Below are 15,929 nucleotides of genomic sequence, written 5' to 3'. Positions count from 1 at the left end.
ATCCGCCGGCGAGTTCGCCGGCACCTTCCCCTTTACCTGTTCGCATAGCGAACAGGTAAGTGGAAGGCAGTAATTAACTTCCTCCGTCAGCCTTTGGCTGACACCTACCACACGCTTGTGGTAGGCTTCCAGACCACCACTGGTCAATTGCTCATCGTTACGATAGCTTTACCACTACATTCACAATCAAAAACTCCTACAGAACCGGCCAGCACTACCCGATGCCCTCCCCGCCTAACAGGAAGGGGAGGGACGGGCCACACCAAGAATCCAAGGGCCCTGGGTGGGGAAGGTTCCTTCTGCGGCCAAGGGCTGCGGAAAAGCAACACTTTTTTATCAAACAGAATATATTTATTTTGCTATTTGTTCCTTTATGAAACTCTCTTCGTCACCTTCCGGTGCCACCTCTCGAGTGGTTCGCCGTGTTCCAATCAGCAGCGTCCTTACAATTAGAAACTTTCTCCGTCAGCCCCCTTTCCACCACCCTACGGGCTGTTCCCCTTCCCCGTAAACGTGGAAGGTAGTGGCTGCCACCTCCTTCACGCTGGTGTGCTCCCCGTCAAGTAGACAGTTCCTAATAATATAAACCTCTACGCCGCCATTTGGTAGCTATTATGTTTTTGCATAGGGGTCAAACGGCCCAAATTCCGCTGCAAACGGCCACTGTTGTAATACTCCATGTAGTTATTAATCATCGTTACCAAAGCTTTACGGCTGTCGAAGTCACGAGTATAGTACCGTTCTCTTTTCAGCATGCCCCAGAAGCCTTCCATCGGGCCATTATCAATGCATTTTCCTATCCGTGACATACTCTGCGTCATACCAGCATCTAGAATCATCTTGCGGAAATCCCTGCAGGTGTATTGGAATCCCCGGTCAGAGTGAAACAGGGGATGCGCGCCAGGGTTTTTCAACAATGCCTTATTGAAGGTATTGAATACCAAATTTTTATCGTTCCGGTTGCTTATCACATAGGAAACAATTCGTCTGTCATACAGGTCAATAATCGCGCTCAGATATACCTTATGCACAACTACCCCCTCATAGTAGTGAAATTCTGAGACGTCAGTACACCATTTCTGGTTAGGGGCATCGGCTTTAAATTCCCTATTCAAGATATTTTCTGCAATGTATGCAGGATCTATTGCACGCTGGGTGCAGCCCTTAGGGGCATATTTAATCGTAGACTTTATATTTATCACTCGACAAAGATGAAGAACGCGACCGTCACCAATTGCTATTGGTTTCGTGTCAGGATAGATCTTCTTATTTGGGGCTCGTAAGTCATCAGCTATTCGTCTGTACCCTTTAGCTGGGTCAGCCTTGTATATCTCTTCTATTCTTTTAGCAATTTCCTTGTCGTCAATTTCGCGTGCTGAAGGCTCTCTATGAAGCCATTTGTAGTAGCCGGCCCGGGACACTTTTCCCAATTTGCACAGGCCAAGAATAGGGTAATTCTTTTCAGCGTGCAGTTCTTTAATGGCTTCATAAATGGCTCCATATCTTATTTGTGTGAATCCCGCCTCCTTTCCACAATATCGAGTTTTTTTAGGAAATCAATCTCCATATCCTTGGCTTTGAGTTTTGCATTAGCCAGTTTGAGTTCAGCTTTCATACACTCATATTCTGTAGGGGCTTCTTCAGGGACTTCTACTGGCTTCCTGTGTCCGCGCCCATCTATGAGTCCTTCGGTATTGTACTTATTATATTTTAAGACGTAATTTCTGACTTGCTGGTAGGAAACCTTAAACTTTTCAGCGGTTTCATGGTAAGCATTCCCGTTTTCAATGCAGTATTTTACGATTTCAACGCGCTCGTCAAAGGTCGTTTGTCTAGCTTTAGTCATGATCTTGGCACCTCCAGTACCCGAACTTTTTAGTTCCTCATGACTATTATACTTCTTTAACCAGTCTCTGATTTGACGAGAACTTTTTAATCCGTATTTTTGTACCAGCTGGGACATAGTCGTTTCGCCCTTAAGATATTCCTCTACGCATTGGATCTTAAGATCAGCAGAATAACTTTTAACCTGTCTTTTGTTAAATACCTCAGGACCATTTCCTATATATTCATCTACCCAATACTGTACTGCTTTCCAGTGAACCCCTAACCTTTTTGCAGAAACCATTGGTGATTCTTCATGAGCAAGAACAGCTTTGACAGCCTTTAATTTATCCTCTGCACTGACTTTCGATATAGACATTTTACATACTCTCCTTTCAACGAATCCAGGAGGTTTAACTATATGCCAGTCTACTTTATTCATAGCATACCAGCTTGAAGGAGGCATGCCAACCGCAGCTATCACATGGGCCTTATTCACCAAACAGCCAAATACAATATTTGTCTGGCTGTTTGGATGCGGCCGCAATGCTTGGTAGAGGTAATCAATAAGGCACCACCACGTTTTTAAAATTACTTATTTTTGAACACAATGTGGGGGTAACTAAGCAGGATAAAACACATTGTTATTGCGAATTTACTATAGAAGTTGACCTCGCGCGCATGCGGGCGCAGGTGGCGCCGCGAGGCGACGGAGAGTGCTCCTTCTGCGGCGCTGGCGCCGCTTATATATTCCCAAAAACACCTCTACGCTTTCGTAGAAAGCGTAGCACGTTCTCCGTTTTCTTCAACTCTACCTGTCAGCCCCCCACTCATCCCCCGAGTTCACACAAAAATATTCTCATTCCACCAATTTAGCTGTGAAGGTTCCCTCCGCGGCCAAAGGCCGCAAATACCCTTCTAAAAACAGCAAACCAGCCTGTGAGTTCTTATTCACAGGCTGGTTTGTTCATATTTTCTTCTACCCAAACAGTTTCTTCAATACGTCCCACAAGGAAAAGGTGGTCTTGTGGTAGATTTTGTTTTTGATGGCGCGTTCGGGGTCTTTGATGTACCCCATGCCTTTTTGGCCGTAGCCGGGAATAAGGGCGCGTTTGACCTGGCGTTTGAGGCGGCCGGTAGTTCTGGCTTTCAGGGAACGGGTCAGGGACGGGGTTCTGAGTCCGAATTTCATGTGTATTCACTTCCCTTCACGGGTTTTGGTACTGCTGCCGGGGTTAGTACTTGAGGTAGAACAGGCAGTAGACGGCGACCTGGAGCATGATCAGGATGCGGACGCCGTAGATGAATTTTTTATGCTGGGTTTTGTGGCGGAAAAAGTACATGGCCAGGAGGGCGCCCAGGGATCCCCAGGCGGCGGCCAGGACCAAAAGGACTTTTTCGGAGACTCTCCAGCCGCCGCGTTTGGCCTGAAATTTGTCGTAGCCGTAGATCAGGAAGGTCAGGATATTGATAAAGCCCAGATAGTAGAAAAAGGATTGGTGTAAGGTAAGCACGGGTTGAATCTCCTTAGGGTATATGCAAAATTGTTCTTTTCAAGTTCTGCGCGGGTATCAGCTGAGTTCAAAGGCGCCGGTATACAGTTGGTAGTACACGCCTTGTTTCTCCAGCAGTTCTTCGTGATTGCCGCGTTCGATGATGCGGCCGCCGTCCAGGACCAGTATCTGGTCGGCGTTTTTGACGGTGGACAGTCTATGGGCAATGACGAAGACGGTGCGGCCTTCCATCAGGGCATCCATGCCCCGCTGGACGATTTGTTCGGTACGGGTATCGATGGAGCTGGTGGCTTCGTCCAAGATCATGACGGGGGGATCGGCTACAGCGGCTCGGGCGATGGCCAGCAGCTGGCACTGGCCCTGGGAGAGGCTGGCGCCGCCGCCTTTGAGCAGGGTATTATAGCCCTGGGGCAGGTGGCGGATGAAGGAATCGGCTCCGGCCAGTTCTGCGGCTTCTCGGCATTCTTCGTCGGTGGCGTCCAGTCGGCCGTAGCGGATATTCTCCAGCACGGTGCCGGTAAAGAGGACGGTGTCCTGGAGGACGATGCCCAGGGATTTGCGCAGGGAGCCTTTGCTCATCTGGTGGATGTCGATGCCGTCATAGGTGATGGTGCCTTTGGTGATGTCGTAGAAACGGTTCAGCAGGTTGGTGATGGTGGTTTTGCCGGCTCCGGTGGCGCCTACCAGGGCAATTTTCTGTCCGGGGAGGGCGGTGATGTTGATGTCGTGGAGGATGGTCTTTGCGGGGTCATAGGCAAAGTCTACGTTCCGGAAATGGACCTCGCCAGTAAGGGGTACGTACTGGTACGTGCCGTTCTCCTGGGGTACCTGCCAGGACCAGTGCCGGGCTTTGGCTTTGCAGCCTTTTTCCGGGGGCACCAGGGTCACGTGGCCATGGTCTTCCTCGGGGTCTTCGGCCATGAGGCCAAAGATGCGTTCTGCACCGGCCATGGCCAGGACGATGGCGTTAATCTGGGGTGAAATCTGCTGGATGGCGGCGGCAAACTGCCGGCTCATGCCCAGGAAGGGGATAATCACGGCCAGGGTAAAGGGCAGTCCGGAGATGGACAGGTTGGGTACGTCCCAATTGAGGAACAGGCCGCCAAAGCTGGCTACGATAATATAGATCAGGTAGCTGACGTTGTTCAAAATGGGCATCAGGGTGTTGGAATATTTGTTGGCCTGGAAGGAGGCCTGGTACAGTTCTTCGTTTTCTTTATTGAAGTCTGCCTTGGACAGTTCTTCGTGGCTGAAGACTTTGATGACTTTGCCGCCGTTGATCATTTCTTCCATGAAGCCTTCGCAGCGGCCCAGGGCGTGCTGCTGTTCCAGGAAGTACTGGGCGGACTTGCCCCCTACTTTACGGGTAATCACCACGGACCACAGGGAGCCACCTACGACCACCAGGCTCATCCACACGCTGTAGTACACCATGACGGCAAACAGGGCCACCACGGTAACGGCGGACACCAGGAGCTGGGGAAAGGACTGGGAGATCACCTGGCGCAGGGCTTCTACGTCATTGGTGTAATAGCTCATCACGTCCCCGCGTTTGTGGGTATCAAAGTACCGGATGGGCAGGCTTTCCATATGGGCGAACAGTCGTTCCCGGATCTGGCACAGGCAGCCTTGGGTAAAGACGGCCAGGAGCTGATTGTAGGTAATGTTGGCCAGCAGGGAAATCACGTACAGGACGGCCAGGATTTTCACATAGTGGTAAATGATGGGCTGGATCACCGGCCAGGTCAGGTTCTGTTCCCAGGCGGTTTGCAGGGTGGCCACCACCTTCTGCATAAAGATGGAGGGGATGGACAGGATTACCGAGTTCAGGATAATCAGGCCCACAATGGTGGGAAACAGCCGGGGGTAGAAGCGCTGGAGGGTCAGGATGAACAGTTTGGCCTGGCTCCAGCTGAGGATTTTGTGTACCTGGGGTTTACGCTGGGTCATAGGCCAGCCCTCCCTTCTCTGCCCCGGATTGGGCCAGTTTTTCGTCGGTCTTTTGGAGGTTCTGGGACCGGGCCATTTCCTGGTAGATGGTATTGGTCTGGAGCAGTTCTTCGCTGGTGCCTACGGCGTTGATTTTGCCTTTGTCCATGACGATAATCCGGTCGGCGTTTTCCACGGAGGCCAGGCGCTGGGCAATAATCAGCTTGGTGGTGCCGGGCAGGAAGTCCCGCAGGGCCTGCCGGATGGCGGCATCGGTTTTGGTATCCACAGCGGAGGTGCTGTCGTCCAGGATAAGAATCTTGGGTTTCTTCAGCAGGGCCCGGGCAATGCAGATGCGCTGCTTCTGACCCCCGGAGACGTTGGCGCCTCCCTGCTCAATCCAGGTGTTGTAGCCGTCGGGGAAGCGCTGGATGAATTCGTCGGCGCAGGCCCACTCACAGACCTGGCGCACTTCTTCGTCGGTGGCGTTTTCGTTGCCCCAGCGGATGTTGTCCGCTACGGTGCCGGAAAACAGCAGGTTCTTCTGGAGGACCATGGCCACGCTGGAACGCAGGGTTTCCAGGTCGTAGCGGCGTACGTCCAGGCCGCCTACTGCTACGGCGCCGTCGGTAACGTCGTAGAGCCGGGGAATCAGCTGAACCAGGGAGGATTTGCCGGAGCCGGTACCGCCTACAATACCGATGACTTCTCCGGAATGGATATCCAGGTTAATGTCTTCCAGCACCGGGTCGCCGTTTTGGGCGTCGTACTGAAAATAGGCGTGGTCAAAGACAATGGAGCCGTCCCGGACTTGTGTTTCGGGGTCCGGGGGCGATACCAGGTCGCTCTGTTCGTGGAGGACCTGCTCCACCCGCTTGACGGATTCTTCAGTAAAGGTCAGCAGCACGAAAATCATGGACAGCATCATCAGGCTGCCCAAAATTTGAAAGCTGTAGGTCAGCAGCGTGGAAAACTGGCCGATGTCCAGGGCCTGGCCCTGGGTGGTAATGATCAGTTTGGAGCCTACCGTGAGCAGGAACACCATGATGCCGTAAACGCAGATCTGCATCAGGGGGTTGTTCAGGGCGATATAGCGCTCGGCGTTGGTAAAGAGCCGCTGGACTTCCCTGGCGGTGACGTTGAATTTGCTGATTTCGGTATCCTGGCGGACGAAGGATTTCACCACCCGGATGCCTTTGATGTTCTCCTCCACTTTGCTGTTCATGGCGTCGTACTGGGGAAAGCCGCGTTTCAGCATAGGCATGGCTTTTTTGGCGATGGCGTACAGGCCGTAGCCCAGCACGGGGATTACCACCACAAAGCCCATGGCCATAAACCCGCCCATGTAGTAGGCCATAAAGAAGGAAAACAGCAGGTTGAAGGGGGCCCGGAAGGCGGTGCGGATCAGCATCATAAAGGCCATCTGGATGTTCTGGATGTCCGTGGTCAGCCGGGTTACCAGGGAGGCCGAGGAAAACCGGTCGATGTTGGAGAAGGAAAATTCCTGAATCTGGTAGAACATGTCCTGCCGGAGGTTTTTGGCAAAGCCGCAGGAGGCTTTGGCGCAGGTCATACCGGCGGCGTAGCCGCAGAGCAGTCCTAAGAGTGCCATGACGCAGAGAATCCAGGCGTAGTGGCCAATGCGGTCGGGGCCGCAGCCGGCCTTGATTTCGTTGATCATCAGGGCAATTTCATAGGGAATCAGGGCTTCAAAGCAGACTTCTCCCAGGACCAGCACAGGGGTCAGGAGCATGGAGGTCCGATATTCTCTTACAGATTGAAAAAGGAGTTTCCAACCTTTTTGCATGAAATCACTTCGCTTCTGCTTGAATTTGTTCTTGGGGTGCTGCGGGGCGTTTGCCGCTCATGAGACGGGCTGCGGTGGCGGCCAGGAGCTGCTGGGCTTCGGCCGGGTCTTCGGTATCCATAACGGACTTTTCAAAGGGGCAGATGCCGGTTTTCATCCGGTTTTCAATCATGGCAATTTCCGTTTGGAAGAACACGGGGATATGGTGTTTTTCCAGGTATTCTTTGCCGGCGGTGCTGATGATGTAGGTATGGACTTCTTTGACGCCGCCAAGGGTAAAGAGCATGGCAGCGGCCTTGCCTACAATCTTATCTACGGCAACGGCGCCCTTTAACAGTTCGGGCTGGGCCCGCAGTACTTTCAGAAGGGGCATCACGCCTTTGGCGGTATCCGTGAAGACCACCTGGCCGTCCTGAAGGATGGCAATGGACTGGCCTTCGTGGACGATTTTATGCATTTCGCTTTGGATCAGGGCTTCCAGCGCCTGATTTTGGGTATGGTTTTCTTTCATTATATTCTCTCCTATCTGTTCCTTGGTGGGAACGTTGGTATTTGTATTCGCCGCAGGGGCGGTTTTTCCTGCCTGGGCAAGGCCCAGGGCCCGGAGTACCCGGGGCAGGATCAGCAGTTGGAGGACAATGCCGGGCAGCCCTTGGAGGATAAAAACAAAGAGCAGCAGGCCCAGGGCTTTGCCGTTAAATAGGAACAACCCTGACACCAAAAGCACCCGGACCAGGCGGCCCAGCACCATGGAGGCAACGAGAGCCGGCAGCAGCCCCCACCCCCGGTTCCAGAAGTGGCCGGTGGCCCAGCCGTAGGTGCCCAGCTCGCCGATCATCAGGGGCAGCATGGGAAAGGCCGGGGGCATGCCGGTAAGCACGCTGGAAATCAGGGGTGTCAACACCCCGATGACCGCACCCCAGAAGGGGCCCAGAAGGAAGCCCGCCAGCAGCACGGTAAAGTGCATGGGCAGCAGCACCGTTCCCTGGACGCCGAAGGCGTGACCGGTGACAAAGGGTATGAGAATGCCCAGGGCGATGAGAAGTCCCGCCTGGGTTAGGTTATGGGGATGGTATTTGGACATGATGTCGCCTCGCAAAATATATAGAGTTGATAGGTATATTATACAGCAAATGGGGTGTGGAGACAAAAGTCAATCAACGGTTGGTGGGGTGCGGGCGGTGCCCGTTGGGAAACTTGGTTTTGAACCCCATCCCGGCCGCTTTTTATTCTCGGTTGCGGCCACCCTTCCCCTTCTCCTGTTCGCATAGCGAACAGGTAAGTGGAAGGCAAATCGCGGCCGGGGCCGCGAAAAACTGGGATGGCCCGCTGGGCCCCCTCCTCCCCCGCATTGTCTCATGAAAAACGCCAAGCAAAAGGGCTTGGCGTTTTGCTTGGCGTTGTAACTGCTAGGTTATTTAACCCGTTTGGCGTCTTCCAGCAGGGTCATTTTCATTTTGTAATAGGTGGGGCTCATATCCAGGTAGTGGATATGGGGGTTGGCGAAGCGCTGTTCTTCGGGCCAGATTTCGTTGACCAGCTGGATTTTCACGAAGTTGCGGATGCTTTCCAAAGAGGGAGAGGGTTTGGTGCGTTTGCCGTTTTTCAGCACCAGTTCCTGGAGTTCTTTGAAGTTGCAGCCGGTGAAGGACAGTCGTTTCCAGGGACGGTGGGTATCCACAAAGTGGAATTCTTCTCCATCCACGGGCTTTTCGTCTTCCATGGTCAGCAGGTCGGCAATGGCATGGCCATTGGGGTCATACACCCGGTACACGCCTTTGCGGCCGGGGTTGGTAATTTTTTCGAAGGTTTCGGAAACCTTGATTTTGGGGATAATGGCTTTGTCCTTATGGACGGCCACCAGTTTGTACACGGCACCGAAAACGGGGTCGCTTTTGGCGGTAATCAGGCGTTCGCCTACGCCAAAGGAATCCACGCAGCCGCCCTGGTCCAAAATGGAGCCAATGGTGTATTCATCCAGGCTGTTGGAGATGACGATAATGGCGTCCTGCAGGCCGGCTTCGTCCAGCATTTTCCGGGCTCTCTTGGACAGGTAGGCCAGGTCGCCAGAGTCGATGCGGATGCCTTTCAGCCGTTTGCCCATGGGTTCCAGGACTTCGTGGGCCACTTTGATGGCGTTGGGTACGCCGGAATCCAGTACGTCATAAGTATCTACCAGCAAGATGGCGTTATCCGGATAGATTTCGGAGAAGCGTTTGAAGGCGGTATATTCGTCGTCATAGTACATGACCCAGCTGTGGGCCATGGTGCCGCTGACGGGGATGCCGAACATTTGGCCAGCCAATACGGTTGCAGTGCTGGCGGCACCGCCAATGTAGGCTGCCCGGGCGCCGTAGACGGCTGCGTCCATGTTGTGGGCGCGTCTGGCACCAAAGTCGGAGACGGCACGGCCTTCGGCGGCTTTTACGATCCGCTGGGCCTTGGTGGCAATCAGGGATTGGTGGTTAATCTGGCACAAGATGGCGGTTTCCACCAGCTGGGCGTCAATCAGGGGTGCATACACGGTCAGCAGGGGTTCGTTGGGGTACACAATGGTGCCCTCGGGCATGGCGTACACGTCTCCCCGGAAGTGGTAATCCTTCAGCCATTCCAGGAAATCCTCACTGAAGGTATGCAGGCTGCGGAGGTATTCGATATCTTCGGCACTGAAATGCAGGTCTTCCAGGTAGTCCAGCACCTGTTCCAGTCCGGCAAAGATGGCAAAGCCGCCATCGTCAGGGTTGTTGCGATAAAAAACATCAAAGGATACGTAGTCGTCCCGGTCCCGTTCCTTGTCTTCAAAATACCCGTTGGCCATGGTCATTTCGTACAGGTCAAATACCATGGACAAGTTTCTAGCGTCACATTGTTTCATGTTAGTCTTCTCCTCGTTACTGCGGCTGAGCACCGCGTATTTCCCGGACTGGGAGAAACCTCCGGCCAGGTATTGCTATTGGTAACAATTGTACCACGTTTATAACCAGTTTTGGCAAAAAATTCTAAAAGTTGGGGATTTGAGATATAAATGGCGGGGATTCCGGGGAACTTGGCTGGACTTTCCTGCTTATTTAGTTTCTTTAGTAAGCAGGACAGTTATTGAAGCTAGAGATTTCTTTACTTTCTTCAGAATTAACAACCAAACAGAATGTAAAAAACGAGCCTGCAATTGGTTTTCCCTTTTGCAGAGTCGTTTTTTGCTTTGGCTCGTGCATTGTCTTGCGGCGGTGCCTTCCCATTTTCCAGAGCACTTGTGCTCCCCTGCTCTCTCAGCGTTTTTGCAGGGTTCTGAGACCGGGGAAGTGTTCACCAAGCCATTCGCAGCAATAGACCAGCAGGGTGGCGGTTCTTCTCAAGGCGGCTCTGGCTTTATAGACCTGGGTCATGGTAATCCAGCCAAGGGCGGCGCCGGCCAGTACGTCCAAGGGGTAATGGACGCCCACGTAGGGTCTGGAGATGGCCACCAGGGCGGCTAGTACCAGCAGAGGGGTGCCCAATTTCCGGCTATACTTCAGGCCTGCGGCGGCCAGGGCAAAGCAGCCAACGGCGTGGTTGGAGGGAAACGAGGCATTGGCAGCGTGGGGCAGCAGTTGGGTGACGGCCAGAACGGTAAAGGGTCTGGGTCTAAACCAGAGGGTGCCAAGGCCGGTACCGATGGCCAGGGCCAGGGCGGTGCCCAGGACGGCCAGCATGACGAAAATTCGGTTTTCGAACTGTTTCTGGGGGCTGCTGCCTTTGAACCACAGGGCGGCAAACACCAGCAGGAAGGCCAAGGGGCCGTACTGGCTCACCAGTTTCATAAAGTGGTCCAGGACGGCGGAGTGGCCGGCCAGGGAGTTGATGAAGATGAAAAGCTGCGTGTCACATTGCAGTAGGGTGTGGAGCATGGGGTTTACCTCCTGAAGATAGATTTTATAGGGTTATTACAGAAGTGACTTGAGTAAGGTAACGTCCTATACTTTTCTGCGAAAAGTATAGAGGTGTTTTTGGGAATATTTTGCCCTCCGGGGAGTCGTATCCATGCAGTAGGGTGTGGAACATGGGGTTTACCTCCTGAAGATAGATTTTATAGAGTTATTACAGACGTGGCTTGAGTAAGGTAACGTCCTATACTTTTCTGCGAAAAGTATAGAGGTGTTTTTGGGAATATTTTGCCCTCCGGGGAGTCGTATCCATGCAGTAGGGTGTGGAACATGGGGTTTACCTCCTGAAGATAGATTTTATAGAGTTATTACAGACGTGGCTTGAGTAAGGTAACGTCCTATACTTTTCTGCGAAAAGTATAGAGGTGTTTTTGGGAATATTTTGCCCTCCGGGGAGTCGTATCCATGCAGTAGGGTGTGGAGCATGGGGTTTACCTCCTGAAGATAGATTTTATAGGGTTATTACAGACGTGACTTGAGGTAGGTAACGTCCTATACTTTTCTGCGAAAAGTATAGAGGTGTTTTTGGGAATATTTTGCCCTCCGGGGAGTCGTATCCATGCAGTAGGGTGTGGAGCATGGGGTTTACCTCCTGAAGATAGATTTTATAGGGTTATTACAGACGTGACTTGAGGTAGGTAACGTCCTATACTTTTCTGCGAAAAGTATAGAGGTGTTTTTGGGAATGAGTGGCCCATCCGAGGCGCTGCGCGCCCCACCTTCCCACATTGGACTGCTGTTGTTGTGGGAAGGCAGCGGCCTGCGGCCGCAAATACTTGGATAAACTTCCTTCGTCGCCTTGCGGCGACACTTCCTACACTCTTGCAGGAAGCGTTCTAGGAATGTACTGGTCAATTGGTAATCGTTAGTATAGTGTCACCACTACATTAACTATCAAACCACCTGCTGCACAGACCAGCACCGTCCCCCATCCAGGTTTTAGCGGCCTACGGCCGCTTGCCTTCCACTTACCTGTTCGTCACTTGGTACGAACAGGAAAAGGGGAAGGTCGGTCCTGCCCTAATTCTAAAGCAGGACCGGGATGGGGTTCTCCCCTTCTCTTTTTGGTTTTCTTTAGGATACGGCAGAATTCTAACCAACTTCTAAACAGATTGACAACATCCTGTGAAATTTTGTCCTCTTTATGTAAATAGGGAAAGGCCCTCCTGGGTGGTGTTGGCCCGGGAGGGTCTTTTTCAGCTGCAGCAAGGGATTTCTGCAGCTGCGTTCTAACGGGCTGCCCAGCTGGGAGGTTTCTTTCAGCTTGGCAGCGGGAAATTACTTGGTAGGTATTCTCCCCCATCATTGTGCAAACTGGGAGTTATACAGTTGTGTATAGAAGCCGTTTTGGGCCATGAGGGTGTCGTGGGTGCCTTGTTCGATGATTTTGCCGTCCCGCATCACAAGAATCTGGTCGGCGCTGCGGATGGTGGAGAGTCTATGGGCTACGATGAAGCTGGTGCGGCCTTTCATGAGTTTGGCGAAGGCGGCCTGGATTCTCAGTTCGGTGCGGGTATCGATGGAGCTGGTGGCTTCGTCCAAGATGAGCATGGGCGGCAGGGCCAGCATGACTCTGGTGATGCACAGGAGTTGTTTCTGGCCTTGGCTCAGGCTGTCATCGTCCACTACGGTATCCAGGCCCTGGGGCAGCCGGCGGATAAATTCCCAGCTGTGGGCTTCTTTGGCGGCATGGATGATTTCTTCTTCGGTGGCGCCGGGTTTGCCAAAGGCGATGTTCTCCCGGATGGTGCCCTGTTTCAGCCAGGTTTCCTGGAGGACCATGCCGTAGGTTTTCCGCAGGGAATGGCGGTCCACGGTCTGGGTATCCTGGCCGTCGATGGAGATGGTGCCCTGGTCCACGTCGTAGAAGCGCATCAGCAGGTTGATGAAGGTGCTCTTGCCGCAGCCGGTGGGTCCTACGATGGCGGTGGTTTGGCCGGGTTCTACGTGGAAGTTGAAGTCTTCGATGAGTTTCTTGTCTTTTACGTAGGAGAAGTACACGTGCTGGATATCCATTTTGCCGTCTTTAAAGGCCAGCTGCGCCTGGGGATCCGGGCTCTGGGGCTGGGCGTCGATGAGGGTAAATACCCGGGCGGCGCAGGCCATGGCGTTTTGGAGCTCGGTGACTACGGAGCTGATGTCGGTAAAGGGTTTCATATACTGGTTGGCGTAGTACAGCAGTACGGTCAGGTCGCCTACGGTAATGGTGCCGCTGAGGATCCGGAAGGCGCCCAAAAGGGCCACCAGGGCGTAGATGACGTTATTGACGGCACGGGTGGAGGGGTTGGTCAAGGAGCTGTAGAACAGGGCGTGCTGGGTATAATGCTGCAGGTCTTTGTTCAGGACGTCAAATTGTTCCGAGGCTTTGGCTTCGTGCCGAAAGGCCTTCACCACTTTTTCGCTGCCCACCATTTCGTTGATCAGGGCGGTCTGGCGGCCCCGAACGGCGGTCTGCTGGCGGAACATATGGTAGGAATGGGTGGCGATAAACTTGGCGGCGAAGAAACTGACGGGGGTCAGCACCACGATCATCAGGGAGATTTCCACGTTCTTGGTGAACATGATGTACAGAGTCACCAGGATGGTGATGATGCCGGTAAACAATTGGGTAAAGCCCAGCAGCAGGCCGTCAGAGACCTGGTCCACATCGGCAATGACCCGCTGCACCAGGTCGCCGATGCTCTGGCCGTCCAAATAGGACAGGGGGAGCACCTGGATTTGGCGGATGGCCTTGGCCCGGATATCCCGGACGGTGCGGTAGGTCAGCCGGTTGTTGATGAGGTTCATAATCAGGGTGGCCAGGCTGGACAGGGCCACCAGGGCGATAATCCGGGTAAGATACCGGCCTACCAGGGCGAAGTCCACCCGGCCGGCACCTACGATGCCGTCGATGGCCCGGCCAAAGAGCACGGGTACGTACAGCTGCAGCACCACGCTGACGCCGGCCAGCACGATGCTAAGGACCAGAAGAATCCGGTAGGCGTCAATGACGTTCAGGACTTTTTTCAGGGTGGTCAGGCTGGTGACGTTTTCGTCCTGGGGCAATTCTTCCAAGAGCTTTTCGTCTTCTTGGTTCAGGTTCTTTTTGTCCGTCATAATGCTGCCTCCTCGTCATCCAGTACCAAAGGCCGGTCTTTAGGCCGTTCTTCCGGGTACTGGGAATAATAGATTTCCTGATATACTTCACAGTTCTGCATAAGCTGGTCGTGGGTCCCCTTGCCCACCAGTTTGCCGTCGCTGAGCACCAGAATCTGGTCGGCGTAGCGGACGCTGCTGGTGCGCTGGGACACGATGAATACGGTCATATTGCCTTCCAGCTTTTTGATGGCCTGCCGCAGTTTCAGGTCGGTGACAAAGTCCAGGGCGCTGGCGGAGTCATCCAGAATCAGGATATCCGGCTTCCGCACCAGGGCCCGGGCAATGGTCAGCCGCTGTTTCTGGCCGCCGGACAGGTTCCGGCCGTTCTGCTCCAGCTGGTAGTCCAACTGGCCGGGCTTACCCTCCACTACCTCATGGGCCTGGGCAGTATCTATGGCCTGCCACAGTTCCTCGTCGGTGGCGTCTTCCTTGCCCCATTTCAGGTTGTCCCGGATGCTGCCCTCAAACAGGGTAGCCCGCTGGGGCACCACGCCGATGCGTTCATGCAAGGCGCCTTCTGCGTAATCTTTGACGTTCTTGCCGGCGATTTCCACAATACCGGAGGTGGCGTCGTAGAACCGGGGAATCAGGTTCACCACGGTGGATTTGCCGCTGCCAGTACCGCCGATGATGCCGATGGTCTCACCGGGCTGGGCGGCAAAGTCTATATTGGTAACGGCTTCGGCGCCGGAGCCTGCATAGGCAAAGGACACGTGCCGGAAGGCTACTTCGGGTACTCCTGCCTGGGGCTTGGTCAGCTGCACACCCGCTTTGGGGAAGTCCATGCCGGGCTTTACCTGCATGACGGATTCCAGCCGCTCAGCGCAGGCAATGGATTTATTGATGGTAATGATCAGGGCTGCCAGTTTTACCAGCTCGATGATCATCTGGGCCATGTAGTTGTAAAGGGCTACTACATCGCCCTGGGCCAGGCCGCCCAGGTTCACCCGCAGGGCGCCTTCCCGAATCAGGACCACGGTAGCCAGGTTCACCAGCAGGTAGGTGGCCGGGTTCATCAGGGCGGAAAGTTTCCCTACGGTTTCGTTCATATGGGTCAGAAATTCGTTTTTTTCATCAAATTCCTTGACTTCGTCCTTTTCCTTACAGAAGGCCCGGATTACCCGGACGCCGGTGAGGTTTTCCCGGGTGGTCCCCAGGAGCCGGTCCAGGGCCTGCTGGGCTTTGGTGAAAAGCGGAATGCTCTTGATCATAATGCCCAGCACCACAGCGCTAAGGATGGGAATGGCCACCACGAAAATCAGGGCGCAGCGCACATCAATGGTGAAGGCCATGACCATGGAGCCAAACACCACGAAGGGGGACCGGAGCAGCAGGCGCAGGGCCAGGTTGAGACCGGTCTGGACCTGGTTCATGTCGCTGGTCATCCGGGTAATCAGGGTGTCCGTGCCCAGGGTGTCCAGCTCGGTATAGGACAGCGCCTGGATGTGGTCGAACAGGGCTTGGCGCAGGCTGGTGGTAAAGCCCACGGCACCTTTGGCAGCGTACCACTGGGCGGTAAAGGAGAAGCCCACTTCCAAAACGGCCAGTCCCAGCATCAGCCAGAAGCACAGCCAAATGTAGTGGGTATTGCCGCCCACAATGCCTTTGTCGATGATGTCCGCCACCACCAGCGGCACCAATAGGCTCATCAAGGCTTCCAATAATTTAAAGAGCGGTGCCAGCACGCACTCTTTTTCATACCCCTTAAAATAGGGCCATAAGGTTTTCAACATTTTCTTCACCCCTCATCAATTTCTGTACTTATCATAGCACGGGAGATGGTATATAATTTATATA

The 15,929-nt window shown here is 53.7% G+C and carries 11 protein-coding genes; all 11 read right to left on the bottom strand.

Annotated features, from left to right (window positions below):
* Positions 1 to 590: 590 nt before the first annotated feature.
* A complete protein-coding gene (locus C7E10_RS00680; RefSeq protein ID WP_255419934.1) occupies positions 591 to 1,481 on the bottom strand; it encodes an IS3 family transposase in 891 nt (296 codons plus the stop codon).
* A gap of 23 nt (positions 1,482 to 1,504) precedes the next feature.
* Positions 1,505 to 2,266, bottom strand: coding sequence for a helix-turn-helix domain-containing protein (locus C7E10_RS00675; protein ID WP_105325742.1), 762 nt, complete (start codon positions 2,264 to 2,266; stop codon positions 1,505 to 1,507).
* 537 nt (positions 2,267 to 2,803) lie between these two features.
* A complete protein-coding gene (locus C7E10_RS00670) occupies positions 2,804 to 3,016 on the bottom strand; it encodes a hypothetical protein (RefSeq protein ID WP_105325468.1) in 213 nt (70 codons plus the stop codon).
* 43 nt (positions 3,017 to 3,059) lie between these two features.
* A complete protein-coding gene (locus C7E10_RS00665; protein WP_199614912.1) occupies positions 3,060 to 3,338 on the bottom strand; it encodes a DUF1294 domain-containing protein in 279 nt (92 codons plus the stop codon).
* 57 nt (positions 3,339 to 3,395) lie between these two features.
* Positions 3,396 to 5,288 carry an ABC transporter ATP-binding protein gene (locus C7E10_RS00660; RefSeq protein WP_105325467.1) on the bottom strand — a complete coding sequence of 631 codons (1,893 nt, stop codon included), beginning with the start codon at positions 5,286 to 5,288 and terminating at the stop codon, positions 3,396 to 3,398.
* Positions 5,275 to 7,074, bottom strand: a complete 1,800-nt coding sequence (locus C7E10_RS00655; protein ID WP_105325466.1) for an ABC transporter ATP-binding protein — start codon at positions 7,072 to 7,074, stop codon at positions 5,275 to 5,277. The genes C7E10_RS00660 and C7E10_RS00655 overlap by 14 nt, the downstream gene beginning before the upstream one ends.
* A 4-nt stretch (positions 7,075 to 7,078) precedes the next feature.
* Positions 7,079 to 8,158: an ECF transporter S component gene (locus C7E10_RS00650; protein WP_105325465.1), complete on the bottom strand. Its 1,080-nt coding sequence runs from the start codon at positions 8,156 to 8,158 to the stop codon at positions 7,079 to 7,081.
* 330 nt (positions 8,159 to 8,488) lie between these two features.
* Positions 8,489 to 9,949 (bottom strand): nicotinate phosphoribosyltransferase, encoded by a 1,461-nt coding sequence (locus tag C7E10_RS00645; protein ID WP_105325464.1) that lies wholly within the window; start codon positions 9,947 to 9,949, stop codon positions 8,489 to 8,491.
* 391 nt (positions 9,950 to 10,340) lie between these two features.
* Complete coding sequence (locus C7E10_RS00640) at positions 10,341 to 10,958, bottom strand: undecaprenyl-diphosphatase (protein WP_105325463.1); 618 nt, start codon at positions 10,956 to 10,958, stop codon at positions 10,341 to 10,343.
* A gap of 1,338 nt (positions 10,959 to 12,296) precedes the next feature.
* Entirely contained in the window at positions 12,297 to 14,090 is a 1,794-nt protein-coding gene (locus C7E10_RS00635; RefSeq protein ID WP_105325462.1) for an ABC transporter ATP-binding protein, read from the bottom strand.
* Positions 14,087 to 15,862, bottom strand: coding sequence for an ABC transporter ATP-binding protein (locus C7E10_RS00630; protein ID WP_105325537.1), 1,776 nt, complete (start codon positions 15,860 to 15,862; stop codon positions 14,087 to 14,089). The genes C7E10_RS00635 and C7E10_RS00630 overlap by 4 nt, the downstream gene beginning before the upstream one ends.
* Positions 15,863 to 15,929 lie beyond the last annotated feature (67 nt).

It is taken from the genome of Acidaminococcus hominis (genome assembly GCF_900291475.1).
Taxonomy (GTDB): Bacteria; Bacillota; Negativicutes; order Acidaminococcales; family Acidaminococcaceae; genus Acidaminococcus; species Acidaminococcus hominis.
This window is presented reverse-complemented; position numbering and strand designations above follow the sequence as displayed.

Coding starts and splice junctions, on each gene's coding strand:
- C7E10_RS00640 (WP_105325463.1), bottom strand. CDS start 10,958: ATGCTCCACACCCTACTGCAATGTGACACGCAGCTTTTCATCTTCATC.
- C7E10_RS00655 (WP_105325466.1), bottom strand. CDS start 7,074: ATGCAAAAAGGTTGGAAACTCCTTTTTCAATCTGTAAGAGAATATCGG.
- C7E10_RS00675 (WP_105325742.1), bottom strand. CDS start 2,266: ATGAATAAAGTAGACTGGCATATAGTTAAACCTCCTGGATTCGTTGAA.
- C7E10_RS00635 (WP_105325462.1), bottom strand. CDS start 14,090: ATGACGGACAAAAAGAACCTGAACCAAGAAGACGAAAAGCTCTTGGAA.
- C7E10_RS00650 (WP_105325465.1), bottom strand. CDS start 8,158: ATGTCCAAATACCATCCCCATAACCTAACCCAGGCGGGACTTCTCATC.
- C7E10_RS00670 (WP_105325468.1), bottom strand. CDS start 3,016: ATGAAATTCGGACTCAGAACCCCGTCCCTGACCCGTTCCCTGAAAGCC.
- C7E10_RS00645 (WP_105325464.1), bottom strand. CDS start 9,949: ATGAAACAATGTGACGCTAGAAACTTGTCCATGGTATTTGACCTGTAC.
- C7E10_RS00660 (WP_105325467.1), bottom strand. CDS start 5,288: ATGACCCAGCGTAAACCCCAGGTACACAAAATCCTCAGCTGGAGCCAG.